Origin of the sequence: Microbacterium aurantiacum (assembly GCF_040532595.1) — a bacterium.
GTDB lineage: Bacteria > Actinomycetota > Actinomycetes > Actinomycetales > Microbacteriaceae > Microbacterium > Microbacterium chocolatum_B.
In genome coordinates this window covers 1,879,391-1,894,220 of sequence record NZ_JBEVYX010000001.1, presented here as the reverse complement: position 1 = coordinate 1,894,220, position 14,830 = coordinate 1,879,391, and the positions used below count along the sequence as shown (strand labels likewise).

General features: G+C 70.5%; 12 protein-coding genes. 3 read left to right on the top strand and 9 right to left on the bottom strand.

The window, feature by feature from the left end; translation table 11 throughout:
• Window positions 1–61 precede the first annotated feature (61 nt).
• The gene (locus tag ABXJ56_RS08960; RefSeq protein ID WP_353999318.1) at window positions 62–1,081 is read left to right on the top strand and encodes a DUF998 domain-containing protein; all 1,020 of its coding nucleotides are present in this window, start codon (window positions 62–64) and stop codon (window positions 1,079–1,081) included.
• A gap of 23 nt (window positions 1,082–1,104) precedes the next feature.
• On the opposite strand, the gene ABXJ56_RS08955 is transcribed toward ABXJ56_RS08960, so the two are convergent.
• Window positions 1,105–1,608: a hypothetical protein gene (locus ABXJ56_RS08955; RefSeq protein ID WP_353999317.1), complete on the bottom strand. Its 504-nt coding sequence runs from the start codon at window positions 1,606–1,608 to the stop codon at window positions 1,105–1,107.
• A complete protein-coding gene (locus ABXJ56_RS08950) occupies window positions 1,605–2,873 on the bottom strand; it encodes a glycoside hydrolase family 32 protein (RefSeq protein WP_353999316.1) in 1,269 nt (422 codons plus the stop codon). The genes ABXJ56_RS08955 and ABXJ56_RS08950 overlap by 4 nt, the downstream gene beginning before the upstream one ends.
• A 213-nt stretch (window positions 2,874–3,086) precedes the next feature.
• On the opposite strand from ABXJ56_RS08950, the gene ABXJ56_RS08945 reads away from it, so the two are divergent.
• Entirely contained in the window at window positions 3,087–3,518 is a 432-nt protein-coding gene (locus tag ABXJ56_RS08945) for a hypothetical protein (protein ID WP_353999315.1), read from the top strand.
• A 13-nt stretch (window positions 3,519–3,531) separates the two neighbouring features.
• Here ABXJ56_RS08945 and ABXJ56_RS08940 read toward each other — a convergent pair whose 3' ends face one another.
• The 6 genes from ABXJ56_RS08940 to ABXJ56_RS08915 are packed head-to-tail and all read right to left on the bottom strand — an operon-like array spanning window position 3,532 to window position 13,242.
• Complete coding sequence (locus ABXJ56_RS08940; RefSeq protein WP_353999314.1) at window positions 3,532–6,297, bottom strand: alpha-L-rhamnosidase; 2,766 nt, start codon at window positions 6,295–6,297, stop codon at window positions 3,532–3,534.
• A complete protein-coding gene (locus tag ABXJ56_RS08935) occupies window positions 6,294–8,108 on the bottom strand; it encodes a glycoside hydrolase family 3 protein (protein ID WP_353999313.1) in 1,815 nt (604 codons plus the stop codon). The genes ABXJ56_RS08940 and ABXJ56_RS08935 overlap by 4 nt, the downstream gene beginning before the upstream one ends.
• On the bottom strand, window positions 8,105–8,953 hold the full coding sequence (locus ABXJ56_RS08930) for an ATP-binding cassette domain-containing protein (protein WP_353999312.1): 849 nt from the start codon (window positions 8,951–8,953) through the stop codon (window positions 8,105–8,107). The genes ABXJ56_RS08935 and ABXJ56_RS08930 overlap by 4 nt, the downstream gene beginning before the upstream one ends.
• On the bottom strand, window positions 8,950–10,719 hold the full coding sequence (locus tag ABXJ56_RS08925; RefSeq protein WP_353999311.1) for a dipeptide/oligopeptide/nickel ABC transporter permease/ATP-binding protein: 1,770 nt from the start codon (window positions 10,717–10,719) through the stop codon (window positions 8,950–8,952). Before ABXJ56_RS08925 ends, ABXJ56_RS08930 begins: the two co-directional genes overlap by 4 nt.
• On the bottom strand, window positions 10,719–11,660 hold the full coding sequence (locus ABXJ56_RS08920; RefSeq protein WP_353999310.1) for an ABC transporter permease: 942 nt from the start codon (window positions 11,658–11,660) through the stop codon (window positions 10,719–10,721). The genes ABXJ56_RS08925 and ABXJ56_RS08920 overlap by 1 nt, the downstream gene beginning before the upstream one ends.
• Window positions 11,661–11,715: 55 nt before the next feature.
• Entirely contained in the window at window positions 11,716–13,242 is a 1,527-nt protein-coding gene (locus tag ABXJ56_RS08915; RefSeq protein WP_353999309.1) for an ABC transporter substrate-binding protein, read from the bottom strand.
• Window positions 13,243–13,355: 113 nt separating this feature from the next.
• On the opposite strand from ABXJ56_RS08915, the gene ABXJ56_RS08910 reads away from it, so the two are divergent.
• Window positions 13,356–13,955 carry a TetR/AcrR family transcriptional regulator gene (locus tag ABXJ56_RS08910; RefSeq protein WP_353999308.1) on the top strand — a complete coding sequence of 200 codons (600 nt, stop codon included), beginning with the start codon at window positions 13,356–13,358 and terminating at the stop codon, window positions 13,953–13,955.
• An 11-nt stretch (window positions 13,956–13,966) separates the two neighbouring features.
• Here the strand turns inward: ABXJ56_RS08910 and ABXJ56_RS08905 are convergent, their stop codons facing one another.
• Window positions 13,967–14,785, bottom strand: a complete 819-nt coding sequence (locus tag ABXJ56_RS08905) for a nitrilase-related carbon-nitrogen hydrolase (protein ID WP_353999307.1) — start codon at window positions 14,783–14,785, stop codon at window positions 13,967–13,969.
• Window positions 14,786–14,830: the final 45 nt, after the last annotated feature.

The window sequence follows — 14,830 nt, the reverse complement described above, 5'->3', positions numbered from 1 at the left end:
TAGTGGCTAAATCACCTCGGCAGCTCTCCCGCAGCGGACCCGGGTGTGCCACGATCACCTCATGAAAGCGCGGGTCGAATCCGAAGCCATCTACGCGGCCCTGCTCTCGGGCGCGCTCGGCGGGCTCGCCGGTCTCCTCCTCGGCCTCTTCGGCTCCGGACTGCCACTCGCGGGCGACGGATCCCTCGGCCGCATCGCCGGGATCGCCGCCGGGACCGCCGGGCTCGTCGCCGCCGGTGTCGGCTACTGGCGCGCGCGACGGCTCCCCGGGCAGGAGTGGCGACTGGCGTTGTCGTCGTGGCGCTTCACCGTGAACACCGTCTCGGTCGCGCTGGTGCACGGCATCCTCGCCGCCGTCGCGGTCATCGCCGTCTTCCTCGTGCTGAGCCTCGGCTTCGTCGGCCTCGAGGTCGACGCGTTCTGGGCGATGGTCCTGCTGGGCGTCGCCGTCGGGCTCACGGTCTACATGGTCTATCTGTCCGTATCGCGGATGTCGACGCAGCGGATGTCGAGCCTGCTGATGTCGTTCGTCGCCATCGGCACGCTCACCGCGATGGTCACCAGCCCCGACCCGCGGTGGTGGGAGATCCACTTCAGCCAGTTGGGCACCTTCGGTGACTTCTCCAGCCTCTTGTTCAACGGCACGCTCATCGTCGGCGGTCTGCTGGTCACGTCGTTCGCGGTCTACCTCGCAGCCGACATCCGCGCCCTCGCCGACAGCGGCGAGCTGCGTTCACCGCGGGGCGAGCGCCTGGTGCCGACCTTCTTCGTGATCATGGGCCTCATGCTCGCCGGCGTCGGCCTCGTGCCCGTCGACGTGAGCCTGCTCATCCACAACCTGTGCGCCTCGGGCATGGCCGTGATGTTCCTCGCCCTCCTCGTCGGCGGCCCGTGGCTGCTGCGCGGAATGCCGCGCACGTACTTCGTGGCGTCGTGGACGTTCCTCGGCGCCATGGTGGTCTCCACGGTGCTCTTCGCGGTCGGGTTCTTCGGTCTCACCGCGTTCGAGATCGTCGTCTTCGCCCTCATCTTCGGGTGGATCGCGGTGTTCATCCGGTTCCTCGGCAGCGCGCGTCACTGAGGGCGGCGTCGATCGGGTCGCCGTCAGGGCGTCGTCATCGGGTAGGTCTCGACGGTGAACGACGCGAACGGGAACGGGAAGACATAGGTGCCCTGTCCGTCCAGTCCCCACAGCGGCATGAGCCAGAACCACAGCTGAGCGACGACGGCGCCGACGATCGCGACGATCATCACCACCCGCGCCGTCCGCCGCAGTGTGCGGATCGCGTCCCCCTCGCTCTGCGCCCGTCGGAGCACCCGACCGATGGCCCAGAGCACCGCGCCGCCGAAGAAGGCGAACATCAGCGGACTCGGCCCCACCGTCATCTGCACGCACTCGGGCACGACATCCGTCACGAGTCCATTGCCGTCGACCATCCGGCCGGAAGAGTCGCGGCCGCCGGAGCATCCACCCCTCGTCGCCGACGAGAGCACCGAGTATGCGATGCCCGTGAGGATCACCGTCACCAGCAGCGCTCGGATCTGCGCGATCACCCGCGCTCCGGCGATGGCCGGCATCGCGGTGAGAGTGTCATCGGCGCGGGTCATCGGTCGCTCCGGCCGGCCATGAGGGGATAGGCGGCGAGATCGCCGACGGATGCCGTGACCCGGAGGTCCGCGCCCCGGGGCGCGATCGCGGCGGCGTAGAGCCCGGCCTCCGACGCGAGCTCGAGGACGGGACCGTCGAGGATCAGCCGCACGGGCCCGGCGGCGGGGACGGTCGCCTCCGCATCGCCGATGCGGACCCGGACGGCATCCGGAATCCTGTTCACCGTCACCACATCCGCACCGCCCGAGCTGACCCGCAGCTCACCCTCCGCGCCCTGCCACACGATATCGGCGGCGAGCCCGTCCACCGCGCCGTCGACGGCGAGCGGTCCACGGTGCGCGTCGACATCCGGGTGAGGCGTGGCGACGAGTGCGCCGTCGGGCCGGCCGTCCAGGACCGACAGCCGGAAGGGAACGCTGTGCGCGCCCGCCCAGCCGGCGGCCTCATCCGCGATGCCGCGGATCCAGAACACCAGGCACGGCATCCCCTCGGCATCGAAGAAGAGCGACGGGGCGTAGTAGCCCTCGCCGTAGGTGAGGCGTCCCCACGAGGCCGCGTCGAACCGCCCGTCGGCGTAGCTGCCGGTGGCGTATCCGGCGTAGTGGAGCACGTCGCCCTCCCAGACGGAGGACACCATGACCTCGACGCCGTCGACGCTCACGAACTGCGGGCACTCCCACAGCGCCCCCATCCAGACGGGATCCGTCTCGTCGCGGGAGCGCTCGAGCGTCACGCCGCCGTACGTCCAGGTGCGAAGGTCGGGAGACGTCCACGACAGCGCCATCGCGATGCCCTCGCGGTGCTCACCACCGAGGAACATCCGCCATCCCTCGCCCTCGCGGCGCACGACGGGGTCGCGGAACGAGGTGAGATCGACGCCCGCCGGCGCCTCGACGACGGCCTCGCCCTTCTGCCACTCGGTCCAGTCCTCGTCGAGCGGGTAGGCAGCCCGCACGCGCCCCATCGCGAAGTTCGGCTCGGACGTCGCGGTGTAGAAGGCGACCGTGTCGGCGGGGTCCTCCGTCGTGACGATGCAGCCGGTCCAGATCCCGTCGTCGCCGTCACCCGGGGCGATCGCGACCGGTCCCTCCGTCAGCGACAGGAGGTCGGACCCGCTCGCGTGCCCCCAGTGGCAGCCCGGCGCCCAGGTGGTGCTGTCGGGCACGTACTGGAAGAACGCGTCGTACCGGCCGTTCCGGAACGTGATCCCGTGCGGGTCGTTGATCCATCCGCGGGTGGCGGTAAAGTGCAGGGTGGGGCGCATCAGGCCATCCTCCCGGCCGCCGGGCGATCGCGCCAGCCGGCGTGGCGGCGGGGGCTCGTGCTCAGGGGGCTGGGCGCCGGAAGGGTGCCGGTGAAAGGCTGGGGATTTTCTAGCACTTCCCGCCCGAAAACCACCCCCGGGTGTCGATTCAACCCCGGGCTTTCACGCCGTTTCGGGGTAGCCGTCTGCGCAGCGCAGACCTAGCGTGGGTGGATGAGCGTCCGCATCGTGCACCCCGTCGCCAAGATCGGTGTCGTGCTGGGCATCGGCATCATCGCCACGCTCGCCGCCCCACTGCTCGCCGCCGCCACCGGCTCCGGCGATCTCGCGCGCCTGGTCGGTCAGGCGCTGTCGATCGCCGGGATCCTGTGGTGCACGCGGGTGTTCCGCGGACCGAGCGAGGACGTCCGCGCGCCGCGGGCGTGGTGGCGCGCCACCGAGAAGCCTGCGGCGGGTTTCGTCGTCGGCGCGGTGCTGCTGTTCTCCATCGCGAACGTCGCACTCGCAGATCCCGCTCCGCGCGCCGCCACCGCCGCCGTCTCGGTCGCCCTCTACCTCGTCACCGCGGCGTGGTTCTTCCAGTCCTCCGTCCGGCTCGCACGCCGGTCGACGCCGGCGAACGGCGCTTCGACGATCTCGAGATGAGCCTCCGCGGCGCTCATCCCAACCGGGCGAGGGCTCCGGCGATCTGCCCCATCACGGGACCGGGAACGTCGAACAGCACGGCGGCGAGAGGACTCCGCAGAGTCCAATCCGTGCGGCTGCGGATGCGCGCCGCCAACTCCGGATCGGCGCCGCGCAGCGTGTCGATGACCGCGCGGTAGGCGGCTGCCGAATCGGCCACGACCCGCACGGGCGTGCCGAGGTTCCACCCTCCTTCGGGACCGGATGCCGGAGCCGCGGCGTTCGCCACGACCCACGTGTGCTGACCGGACCCGATGTCCTCGCCTTGCAGGCCGGGCACATCGAGCTCGGCGCGGGAATGCGCCGGAACCTCGAGCGAGACCTCGATGCCCGCGTCCGTCCTCCTCCATCCGGCCGCGACCGTGCCCGCGACGGTGTCGATGCGCGCAGAGGCGTGGTCGATGCCGGGCAGGAAGACCGGTGCGAACCTGATCCGGCGGTACCCGGGTTCGGTCGGGGTGACGCCGACCAGCCGTCGGTAGAACCAGTCCACCACCGCGCCGAGGGCGTAGTGGTTGAAGGAAGTCATCTCCCCGGGGTTGATCGATCCGTCCTCGAGCATCGAGTCCCACCGCTCCCATACGGTGGTGGCTCCCATCGTGACGGGGTGCAACCACGAGGGTGACTCCTCCTGCAGCAGCAGACGGGCAGCCGCGTCGACGTGTCCGGCATCCGTCAACGCGTCGAGGATGAGCGGGGTGCCGACGAATCCCGTCGCGATATGGAACGCTTCGCGCCGGGTGACCTCGGCCAATCGGTCGCCCAGGGCGGTGCGCAGCGCGGGCTCATCGACGATTCCGAACGTCAGCGCGAGCGCGTACGCCGTGGGCGCGTCGGACATCATCCGTCCCGCCGCGGTAACGAACGTCCGCGCGAATCCCCCACGGGACCGCGCGGCCGCGGCGGCGTAGCGTGCCTCGTCGTCGTCGCGCCCGAGCTCGCGTGCCGCGCGCGCCGTGAGCTGCGCAGAGCGGAAGAGGTAGGCGGTGGCGACGATCGCGGCGTCGACCTTGGAGGCACCGGGCTGGTCCGGCGGCGCCGAGGGATCCAGCCAGTCCCCCAGCTGCGAGTCGCCCTGCCACACACCATCAGGTCCCGCCGCTGCGATGAGCTGATCGGTCCAGGCGCGCATGCTGTCGTACTGTCGCGTGATGATCGCGTGGTCGCCGAAGCGGTCGGCGAGAACGGAGGGGACGATCGTCGCCGCATCCCCCCACGCCGCGGTCGGGCCGACGGGGAAACGCAGAGCGTCCGGCACGGTGAAGGGAACGACCCCGTCCAGGGCCCGCTGCGCGATCTCGAGGTCGCGCAGCCAGCTCCCCAGCATCGCATCGCAGTCGAAAAGGGTCGCCGCCGTCGGCGCGAACACCTGGGCATCGCCCGTCCACCCCATGCGCTCGTCCCGCTGCGGGCAGTCCGTCGGGATGGAGAGGAAGTTCCCGCTCATGCTCCACACGACGTTCTCGTGCAGGCGGTTCAGCAGCGCGTGCGAGCTGTCGAACCAGGCCGTGCGCACCATGTCCGTGCGGAGCACCACGGCGGTGATCGCGGCCGGGTCGACTTCTCCGGGCCACCCGTCCACCTGCGCGTAGCGGAATCCGTGGAACGTCCCGCTCGGCTCGAACACCTCGTCCACGCCCCCGCCCGCGAGGATCAGCCGGTCGGTCGCGTCGGCCCGGCGCAGGGGACGGATGCCGAGCTCGCCGTCCTCGAGCACCTCCGCGTGCCGCAGCACGATCTCCGTGCCCGCCGGCCCTGAGACGCGCACCCGCAGGCGCCCGACGAGATTCTGCCCGAAGTCCAGGAGCACCGCCCCCGACGGCGAGCGCAGCACCTGCTGCACCGCGATCTCGTCGACGCGGCGCACCGGCTCCACCGCCCGCATCTCCGGGACGACATCGTGCACGACGACGGCGGCAGGAGCCCACGCATCGGGACGGCGCCGGCGGTCGATCGTCTCCCCGGCGTAGATGCCGGATGCCCTGACTTCACCGCCGGCAGACGCCTCCCACCCGGCATCCGTGACGATGATCTCTTCGGATCCGTCAGCGTAGTGCACATGCAGCTGCAGCGCCGCGGCCGGCTGCTCGCCGTAGATGCGGGTGCCCTGACCGCCGAACCCGTACTCCTCGGTGTACCAGGCTCCGGTCAGCGCGATGCGGATCTCGTGCGCGCCGGCGGTGAGCAGCGCCGTGACGTCGACGGCGTCGTGCAGGATGCGCTCTCCATACGTCGTCCATCCCGGCGAGAGCACGGTGTCGTCGATGTCGCGTCCGTCGATCGAGACCGAGAGGGCGCCGAGCGCTGTGGCGTAGAGGGTCGCGTGCGCAACGGGGGTGCCGACCTCGATCGTCCGGCGCAGGAGCGCCGGCTGCGCCGGACGTTCGGGGGCGGCGAGGCCGATGAACTGCGCCCGCCATTCCCCGGGCGCGAGGGCCCCGAGGCGCACCTCGTGGGGCGCGCTCCAGTCGGACCACTCGCCGACGGTGTCCGAGACGCGCACCTCCACGCGGTGCACGCACCGCGGCATGAGCGGCGGGAAGGGCCAGGCGACGAATGCGTGATCGGAACCCTCGATGCGCGCGGTCGCCTGTCCGTCGAGGCGGATCTCCGCAGCCCCCTGCTCCCAGCCGGGCTGTTCAGACGCGTCGACGATCCAGCTCAGCCGCGGCTCGGCCACCGCTACGAACGGATTGTCGCGCCGGTACTCGGCCCGCAACGCCGCCACGCGCGCGCTCATGCCTGCGCACTCCCGCCCCGCGCGCTCCACCCGATCGGGAAGAGCGGGTCCTCCGTGTCCGACGGAACGTCGGGGCGGCTGCGTCGCACGGCGTCCATGCTGCGCGGGAGCTCGAACGGCAGGCGTCCGACCGGCTCGACCTCGCCCGTCAGCGCCGCGATCACCGCAGCGTCTCCGGCACCGAAGTCGCCGACCAGAGCAGCGACCGCGTCGGCGAGAGGGGTGAGGATCGCGGGGCGACTGAGCGTGACCACGAGCACCACCGGCATCCGCTCTGCGAGCGCGCGGATGCCGTCGACGACGGTGGCGTCGAACGCGAGCGACCCCTGCTCCATCGAGCTCTCGAGGAAGTAGGTGTCACGGGGCTCGAAAGGCGCGCCCACACGCACCACGGCGATCTCCGCGTCCTCGGGAGCGACGACCTGCCATCCCGCCGGGACCGCGGCCGGCGCGATGTCGCGCAGGTGCACGCGGAGCTGCGGGCCGAGGGGCAGGATCCCGTCGCGGTCGGTGAGGACCGTCATGGCCTGCGACTGCGCGCGAGCCCCGAGCGCGATGTGCTCGGGAGAAGCGACGAACCCGTCCCTGCCCCCGGTGGTCGCATCGCCCTCCGCATTCGCGCGCCCGTCGACATCCGCCTCATCCAGCAGACCGAGTTGCAGCTGGAGGCGCACCATTCGCGTCGCCGACGCGTCGACGCGGGCCGTGTCGATCTCACCGCGATCGATCAGTTCCAAGACCAGAGCCGGGTCGTTCTCCCCGCCGAGCTGGTCGACGCCCGCGTCGAAGAGACGCCGAACACGCTCGATCGGCGACAGGTGCTCCACTCCCCATGCCCGCGCCGGGAACGGCTTGCCGAAGACGGTCGCGTCGGTGACGAGACCGAAGTCGCTGAGCACGACGCCGTCGAAGCCGAGCCGCTCACGCAGAAGTCCGGTGATCAGCTGGCGGTTGAAGGCGAAGCCGACCTCTTCGATCCGCTCTCCGTTCAGGTCCAGACCGACCGGCATGCCGTAGTAGGGCATGATCGCGGCCGTTCCCGCCTCGATCGCGGCGCGGAAGGGAACGAGGTGATCCTCGAACCGGCCGCCCGGGTACACCTGCTCGCGGCCATACACGAAGTGCGGGTCCTCGCCGTCCCTCTGCGGCCCGCCGCCGGGGAAGTGCTTCGTCGTCGCGGCGATGCTCTCCGGTCCGAGCTGGGCCCCCTGCAGCCCCTCGAGGTACGCGCGGACCAGACGGGCGCTGTGCTCGGGGTCGGCCCCGAAACTCTGCGCCTGGCGCGCCCAGCGCGGCTCCGTGGCGAGGTCGATCTGCGGGTGCAGCGCCATCCGGATGCCGAGGGCCCGATAGTCGGCACGCACGACCTCGCCGAAGCGTCGGACGAGGTCTTCGTCCCCGATCGCGCCGAGCCCGATGGGTTCCGGCCATTGCGAGACGCCGTCTGCCCGGTGGCTCGCGCCGTCGTTCTGGACGAACGAGTGACGCGGATCGGTGGAGAAGACGATCGGCAATCGCGACCCGGTCGACCGGGCGAGTGCCTGGAGATCGTCGAGCGCCTCGCGGACATGCGCCACCGGGGGGATCGCACCGAGGCAGAAGTAGCGGATGCCGCGCTCGACGATCAGCTCGCGCAGCGAGGGGCCGAGGGGTGACGGCTGGTCGATCTCGACGGGCGAGCCCACGAAGATCATGGGGTGGACCAGCAGTCCGACGCGCTCCGCCACGCTCATCCCCTCGACGATCGTGCGCGCGCGCACGTCGATGTCGGTCGATGATGAGGTCGCGGCGCTGAGTGTGGTGCCGGTCATGCGGCGTTCTCCGTCTGGGGTCGGGTGCGGGCGAACTCGGCGCGGCGCTGGGCCTGCGCGCGGGGATCGGCCACGGGTGAAGCCAGCAGAAGACGCTGGGTGTAGGGATGGGCCGGGGCGGTCGTGACCTGCGCAGCCGGACCGTGCTCGACGATCTCTCCTCGGTACATCACCGAAACGCGGTGGCTCATGACCCGGACGACGTTGAGATCGTGGGAGACGAAGAGATACGCGACCCCCGTCCGCTGCTGCACCTCCTTCAGCAGGTCCAGCACGCGCGCCTGGGTCGTCAGGTCGAGTGCGGAAACGGGCTCGTCGCACACGATGAGCGCCGGTTCGAGCGCCAGAGCGCGAGCGATCGCCACGCGCTGGCGCTGTCCCCCGCTGAACTCGCGGGGGAGCCGACGCACCGAATCCGACGGCATCCCGACGAGATCGAGCAGCTCCGCGATCCGCGCCGCGGCGTCGCGGGCGGCCATCCCCTGCGCGCGCAGCGGCTCGGCGAGCGTGTCTCCCACGGTCAGGGAGGGGCTGAGCGAGGAATACGGGTCCTGGAAGATGACCTGGATGTCGTTCGAGAGCGCGCGCCGCTCCCTACTCCCGAGGTGCGCGATGTCGCGATCGCGGTAGCGGATGACGCCGGCGGTCACGGGCGCGAGGCCGAGGATTGCGCGGCCGAGCGTGCTCTTTCCCGAGCCGGACTCGCCGACCAGTCCCACCGTCTCGCCCGGCCGGATATTCAGGCTCACGCCCGCGAGTGCGCGGAAGGAGCGTGACCGGAGACCCCGGGAGACGTAGGTGACCTCGAGATCCTCGATCTCAAGCAGCGACGAGGACGCGGTCATCGCGACACCTCCGAGGTGGTCAGGTCCTCGCGCGGCGGGGCATCGTCGAGGAGGGCACCGAAGAGAGCCCGGGTGTACGGGTGACGGGGCTCGTCGAAGACCGCCAGGACCGGCCCCGTCTCGACGATCGACCCGGTGCGCATGACCGAGACGCGGTCGGCGAGGTCGGCGACGACGCCGAAATTGTGGGTGACGAGGAGCATCGCCGCCCCGGTCTCACGCTGTGCATGGCGCAGGAGTTCCAGGATCTCGGCCTGCACCGTCACATCCAGCGCCGTCGTGGGCTCGTCGGCGATGATGAGCGACGGCTCGCACGCGATCGCTCCGGCGATGAGCACGCGCTGCGCCATCCCTCCGGATATCTCGTGCGGGTAGGCACGGAAGGTCCGAGCGGGATCGGGGATCCCGACCTTGCCCAGCAGCTCCAGGGCGCGCGCCTTCGCCTCGCCACGAGGAAGTCCGAGAACGACCCGCATCGGCTCGACGAGCTGATGCCCGACGGTGTACGAGGGGTCGAGGTTGCTCAACGGCTCCTGCGGCACATATCCGATGCGGTGGCCGCGCAGGCCGGCGAGCGTCGCCGCGTCCGCGCCGGCCAGCTGGGTGCCCTCGAAGGCGATGCTGCCCGAGACCACGGTGCCGCCCTGTGGGAGGAGGCCCAGGATCGACCATGCGGTCTGGGTCTTGCCCGACCCGGACTCCCCGATCAGGGCGTGCACCTCGCCGGGGCGGATACGCAGCGAGATCGCGTCCACCACCGTCTTCCACCCGCCCTCCACCGGGTAGGCGACGGAGAGGTCGCTCACCTCGAGCAGCGGCGACGCGGTGTCCGGGCTCTCGGCGTGCACGGTCGGCGGTTCCGGTCGTGCATCCGGCGCAACCCAGCCCGCGGATGCGCGGCGGACCTTGTCGCCCGCGAGTTCGAGCTCGTCCCGCAGCGCCGTGCCGAACAGGGTGAAGGCGATGCAGGTCAGCGCGATCGCCACGGTCGGCCAGATGAGCAGGGTCGGCGCGCGGAAGATGTTGTAGAAGCCCTCGGAGAGCATTCCTCCCCAGGTCGGCAGCGACGGATCCCCGAGACCGAGGAAGTCGAGGGTGGCCTGGATGCCGATGCCGACTGCGAAGACACCCGACGTCAGCAGGATGGCGGGGGCGCGCACCGCGGTGAGCACATGCCGCCCGATGATGCGCCAGTCGCTCAGACCCGCGACCCGCGCGGCGTCGATGTACAGCTCTTCGCGCACCGCGCGGACGGCGTTGAAGACGACGCGGTAGTAGGAGGGCGCGACGATGACGCCGAAGATCGCCATGATCGTCCACATCGACGGGCCGATGACCGCGCGCGCAGCGAGGAGCACGACGATCCCGGGCAGCGCGAGCAGAAGACCCGCTGCCCACGCGATGATCGAGTCGGCCCACCCGCCGCGGTATCCGGCGATGAGACCGGCGGGGATGCCGAGGAGGGCGGCGACGACGACGGTGATCGTCGCGCCCGCAAGGCTGACCGAGGTGGCCACGACCAGTCGAGACAGGACGTCGCGGCCCGCGCTGTCGCCACCGAGGAGGTACTCCGTACCCGGCGGGAGGAACACATTCGCGAGCACCGCCTTGGTCGGGTCGAACGGGACCAGGAAGGGCCCGACCGCGGCCACGAGGAGGACGAGGAGCAGGAAGCTCGCCGCGATGACGCCGAGCGGATTGCGCAGCATCCGCGCGGCGATCGAACCGCGCGGCGCCGGCGGCGTGGGGATGGAAGTGGTGGTCATCAGCTGAGCCGCACTTTCGGGTTGAGCCAGGCCTGCGCGAGGTCGACGGCGAGGTTGACGAGCACGACGATGACGGCGGTGACCAGGATGACGCCCATGATGAGCGGAACGTCACCCCGCGAGGTCGCCGAGATCGCGGACTGCCCGAGGCCGGGGAGGGAGAACACCTGCTCGACCACGACCGCACCGCCGAAGATGATGACGAACTGCAGGCCGAGCATGCTGAGGGCGGGCCCCGCGGCATTGCGCAGGACGTGACGATAGACGACGCGCCGGTCGGGGAGGCCACGGGCGCGGAGCGTTCGGACGTAGTCCAGCCGGAGCGCGTCGATCATCGAGCCGCGCACCTGCTGGGCGACGGCGGCGATCGCCCCGACGGACAGCGCGATGACCGGGAGGGTGATGGTGGCGAGCCACCCGAGAACCGAGGCCTCGGGGCGGACGTAGCCGGTGGCGGGGAACCATCCGAGGTTCAGCGCGAAGATGACGACCAGGATCAGCGCAAGGAGGAATCCGGGGATCGAGGCTCCGACGACCGAGAGGACCTGCACCGAGCGGTCGGCCGCTCCTCGGCGCCCGGCGGCGAGCGCACCGATCACGATCGCCACGATCGCGGAGAGCACCACCGCACCGATGGTGAGTGACAGAGTCACCGGCAGACGCCCGACGACCGCGTCCGCCACCGGCTCACCCGTGAACCAGGAGCGACCGAAGTCGCCGGTCAGCGCGGATCCGGCCCAATCGGCGAACTGCACCGCGATCGGCCGGTCGAGTCCGAGTTCGGCCTCCTTGCGAGCGACGGTCTCCAGCGATGCGGTCTGGCCGACGATATTGCGCGCGGTGTCGCGCGCACCGAGATAGAGCAGGAAGAAGGCGGCGACGGCGAGCGTCACGACCGTGACCGCTCCCTCGAGGAGCCTGCGCAGGATGTACGGGATCATGGGTGTCTTCCGTTGGCCGGAGCGGGCGGTGCGTCCGCCCGCTCCGGCAGGCGGTCTACTGTGCGGGGGTGATGTTCCAGAGGTAGGGCACCGCGTTGTCGCTCTGCATCTCGACGGCGGTGTCCGCGTTGGTGAGGAAGGTGCTCTGGTTGCGGAACACCGGGGCGTACCAGGCCTGCTCCACGATGTAGGCGTTCAGCTCGGCGCCGATCGCTTCGGCCTCCGCACCCTCAGCGGTGCGCAGCTCGGTCATGAACTCCATGATCTGCGGGTCTTCGACCCGGAAGGGATTCCACGTCGACCAGGGGAGCATCGAGAACTGCATCGTCTGCCACGGCGTCGGGTCGACCTGCAGCTGCATCGAGAAGGCCTCGTAGCTGCCGCCCAGGAGCTGACCGAAGAAGTCGTCTCCGGACATCTCCCACACGACGTCGAAGCCGCCTTCGCCGAGCTGCTCGGAGTAGAGCGCGAAGGTCGATTCCGGCACGAAGTCGCTCGAGGGCATCGTGATCGTCACGCCGTCCGGGTACCCCGCCTCGGCGAGCAGCTCCCGCGCACGCTCGGGGTCGTAGGGGTAAGCGTCGTCGAGCGCGTCCACGTACGCGCCGGACGTGGTCGAGAAGACCTGGGTCGTCGGGGTGCCGTAGCCCCCGGCGAGCGCCTGGACGAGGCCCTCTCGATCGAGCGACAGGTTGAACGCCTGGCGCACCAGGGGGTCTCCGAGAGCCGGATTGAGCGTGCCGTCGCGATCGGCGAGGACGAATCCGGTCCAGGTCTGTTCGATCAGATTCGCCGTGTAGCCGGCCGCCTCGGCCTCCGGGATCTGCGTCGGGGTCTGAGCGTTCGTCGCATCGACCTGGCCGCCCTTGACGGCGTTCATGAGGGCCGTCGCGTCGCCATAGACGTTCATGACGATCTCGTCGTAGTGCACGGACTCGGGATCCCAGTAGTCCTCCTTCGCCTCGAAGACGTAGGTCGAGCCGGGGACGGTGTCCGAGGCGTCCAGCGTGTATGGTCCCGTGCCGATCGGCGTCGTCTGCGCGTCCGGAGAATCCCACATCGCCGACCCGCCGACGAGCCCGGCGTTCTGGGTCAGATAGGTCTCCATCGCCGGATCGGGCTCGGACAGGACGATGACGACGGTGCCGGCGTCGGGCGTCTCGACGCTCTCGACCGCCGCGAGGAAGCCGGCGTTCTCGCTGGTTCCGTCGCGGAAGCGCGTCAGCGACTCCGCGACGACCTCCGAGGTCAGGGCCTCGCCGTCGCTGAACTCCACACCCTCGCGGAGCGTGAGCGTGAGTTCGGTGCGCTCGTCATTCCACACCCACTCGCTCGCGAGGCCGGGGACGACCGTGCCGTCCGGCTCGGCACGCAGCAGCGTGTCGTAGACCGCTTGGAGATACGGGGACTGGTTCGCCCACGAGGCCTCCCATGGGGCGAAGGACGTCAGCGGCGTGACCATCCCGAGACGAAGCTCCGCATCCTCGGTCCCACCTCCCGGCGTCGAGGAGCAGCCGGCGAGAGCCAGCGCGGAGACGGTGCCGAGTGCGGCGAGGGTGAGGGCGGTCTTACGGTGCGTCATCGCACGTCCTTCCGGGTACAGGTGATTGCGACTGCGGCGTCGAGCCAACGTCGTCACGCTAACACCAATTTCTTAGTACGCAAAGGTTTTTACCGTGTTGTTATCTTGATGCGATGGCGACACCGGCGAAAGCCCGCGGGGAGTACCGCAAGACCGCTCAGCGGCGAGAGCAGATCGTGGACGCCGCATTCTCCGTCTTCGCGCAGGTCGGCTTCAGCAGCGCCACGGTCGCGGAGATCGCCAAGCGCGCCGGCATGACCGCGCCCGGCCTCACCCACCACTTCGCCAGCAAGACCGAGCTCCTCGAAGCCGTCTTCGAGCGCCGCGACCTCGACGCGCAGACCCGCCTGGAGGGCCGCAGTGGCCTGGACCTCCTGCGGGGGCTCGTAGCGATCGCCGAACGCGATGAGGCCGACCGAGATCTGACCCGCATGTTCGCGATCATCGCCGCAGAGGCCACGGACGTCGATCACCCGATGCACGAGTACTTCAAGGATCGCTATGCACTGATCTACGACAACGTGCTGTCGAGCTTCATCCAGCTGCAGACCGATGGCCTGCTGCGGGACGACATGCTCCCCGCCGACGCGGCTCGGACGTACGTCGCCCTCTCCGACGGCCTCCAGCTCCAAGCTCTCTATACCGGTTCCGGCATACATCAATCCGCGGTCATCCGCCGCATCCTGTCGGGCTTCCTGACGGTCCCGCTGTAGCCCGCAGACGCTCACCCGCGCGCGAGGTCGGGGCCGTACGTGTTCACGGCCCGCGCACGGAGGATCGCGTCGAGCGGGATCCGCGCGACCGCGACATCCTCGCCGTCCCCCAGGAGCACGGCGTGACGACCGAACGGCGTCGCGATGCAGCTGCGGCCGGTGAAGCCCGGGCCGCAGTGGTTGGCGTAGGCGATCGCGACCCCGCTCTCGAGGGCGCGCGCGGGCACCTGGAGCATCGAAGTGAGCGACGCCGAGTAGTGCCAGGCCTCACCGAGACCGTCGACGCCCCCCTCGGCATCCGGCACCGCGGTGGGGATCAGAAGGATGTCGGCGCCCGCGAGCGCCTGCGCCCGGGCGAACTCGGGGAACTCCACGTCGTAGCAGATGCCGCCGCCCCACGTGACGCCCGTCCAGGCGAACGGTGGCGGATAGGCGTCGGCAGGCGTCATCCATGCCCGCTCGACCTCGCCGAACAGGTGCCGCTTGCCGAATCGCACGAGCTCGCCGGCATCCGGGTCGAACAGGGAGGCGGTGATGCGGTGCACCTCGCCACCTCCCACCGCGACAGCCTCGACACTCGAGGCGACGAGCGCGATCCGCTCCGCGCGCGCGATCGACGCCAGCGCATCGCGGACGGCCGCGCCGTCGTGGCGCCACGCGCGGTCCGGGGCGTAGCCGGTCGCGAAGAGCTCCGGGGTCACGACGAGGTCGGCACCGAGTTCGCGCGCCCGCGCGGCGAGGCGGGCGAGGGTGGCGAGGTTCCGGTCGACGTCATCGACGACCGCCTCCGACTGCGCCACGGCCACCACGGGGGCCACGAGATCATCCATTTCGTCCTCCTGACGCAATCATCGTTGACACCCGCGACCTGACGC

Bases quoted from the DNA above. Each gene is read 5' to 3' on its own strand.
- ABXJ56_RS08960 (WP_353999318.1), top strand. From the start codon at position 62: ATGAAAGCGCGGGTCGAATCCGAAGCCATCTACGCGGCCCTGCTCTCG.
- ABXJ56_RS08955 (WP_353999317.1), bottom strand. From the start codon at position 1,608: ATGACCCGCGCCGATGACACTCTCACCGCGATGCCGGCCATCGCCGGA.
- ABXJ56_RS08950 (WP_353999316.1), bottom strand. From the start codon at position 2,873: ATGCGCCCCACCCTGCACTTTACCGCCACCCGCGGATGGATCAACGAC.
- ABXJ56_RS08945 (WP_353999315.1), top strand. From the start codon at position 3,087: ATGAGCGTCCGCATCGTGCACCCCGTCGCCAAGATCGGTGTCGTGCTG.
- ABXJ56_RS08940 (WP_353999314.1), bottom strand. From the start codon at position 6,297: ATGAGCGCGCGCGTGGCGGCGTTGCGGGCCGAGTACCGGCGCGACAAT.
- ABXJ56_RS08935 (WP_353999313.1), bottom strand. From the start codon at position 8,108: ATGACCGGCACCACACTCAGCGCCGCGACCTCATCATCGACCGACATC.
- ABXJ56_RS08930 (WP_353999312.1), bottom strand. From the start codon at position 8,953: ATGACCGCGTCCTCGTCGCTGCTTGAGATCGAGGATCTCGAGGTCACC.
- ABXJ56_RS08925 (WP_353999311.1), bottom strand. From the start codon at position 10,719: ATGACCACCACTTCCATCCCCACGCCGCCGGCGCCGCGCGGTTCGATC.
- ABXJ56_RS08920 (WP_353999310.1), bottom strand. From the start codon at position 11,660: ATGATCCCGTACATCCTGCGCAGGCTCCTCGAGGGAGCGGTCACGGTC.
- ABXJ56_RS08915 (WP_353999309.1), bottom strand. From the start codon at position 13,242: ATGACGCACCGTAAGACCGCCCTCACCCTCGCCGCACTCGGCACCGTC.
- ABXJ56_RS08910 (WP_353999308.1), top strand. From the start codon at position 13,356: ATGGCGACACCGGCGAAAGCCCGCGGGGAGTACCGCAAGACCGCTCAG.
- ABXJ56_RS08905 (WP_353999307.1), bottom strand. From the start codon at position 14,785: ATGGATGATCTCGTGGCCCCCGTGGTGGCCGTGGCGCAGTCGGAGGCG.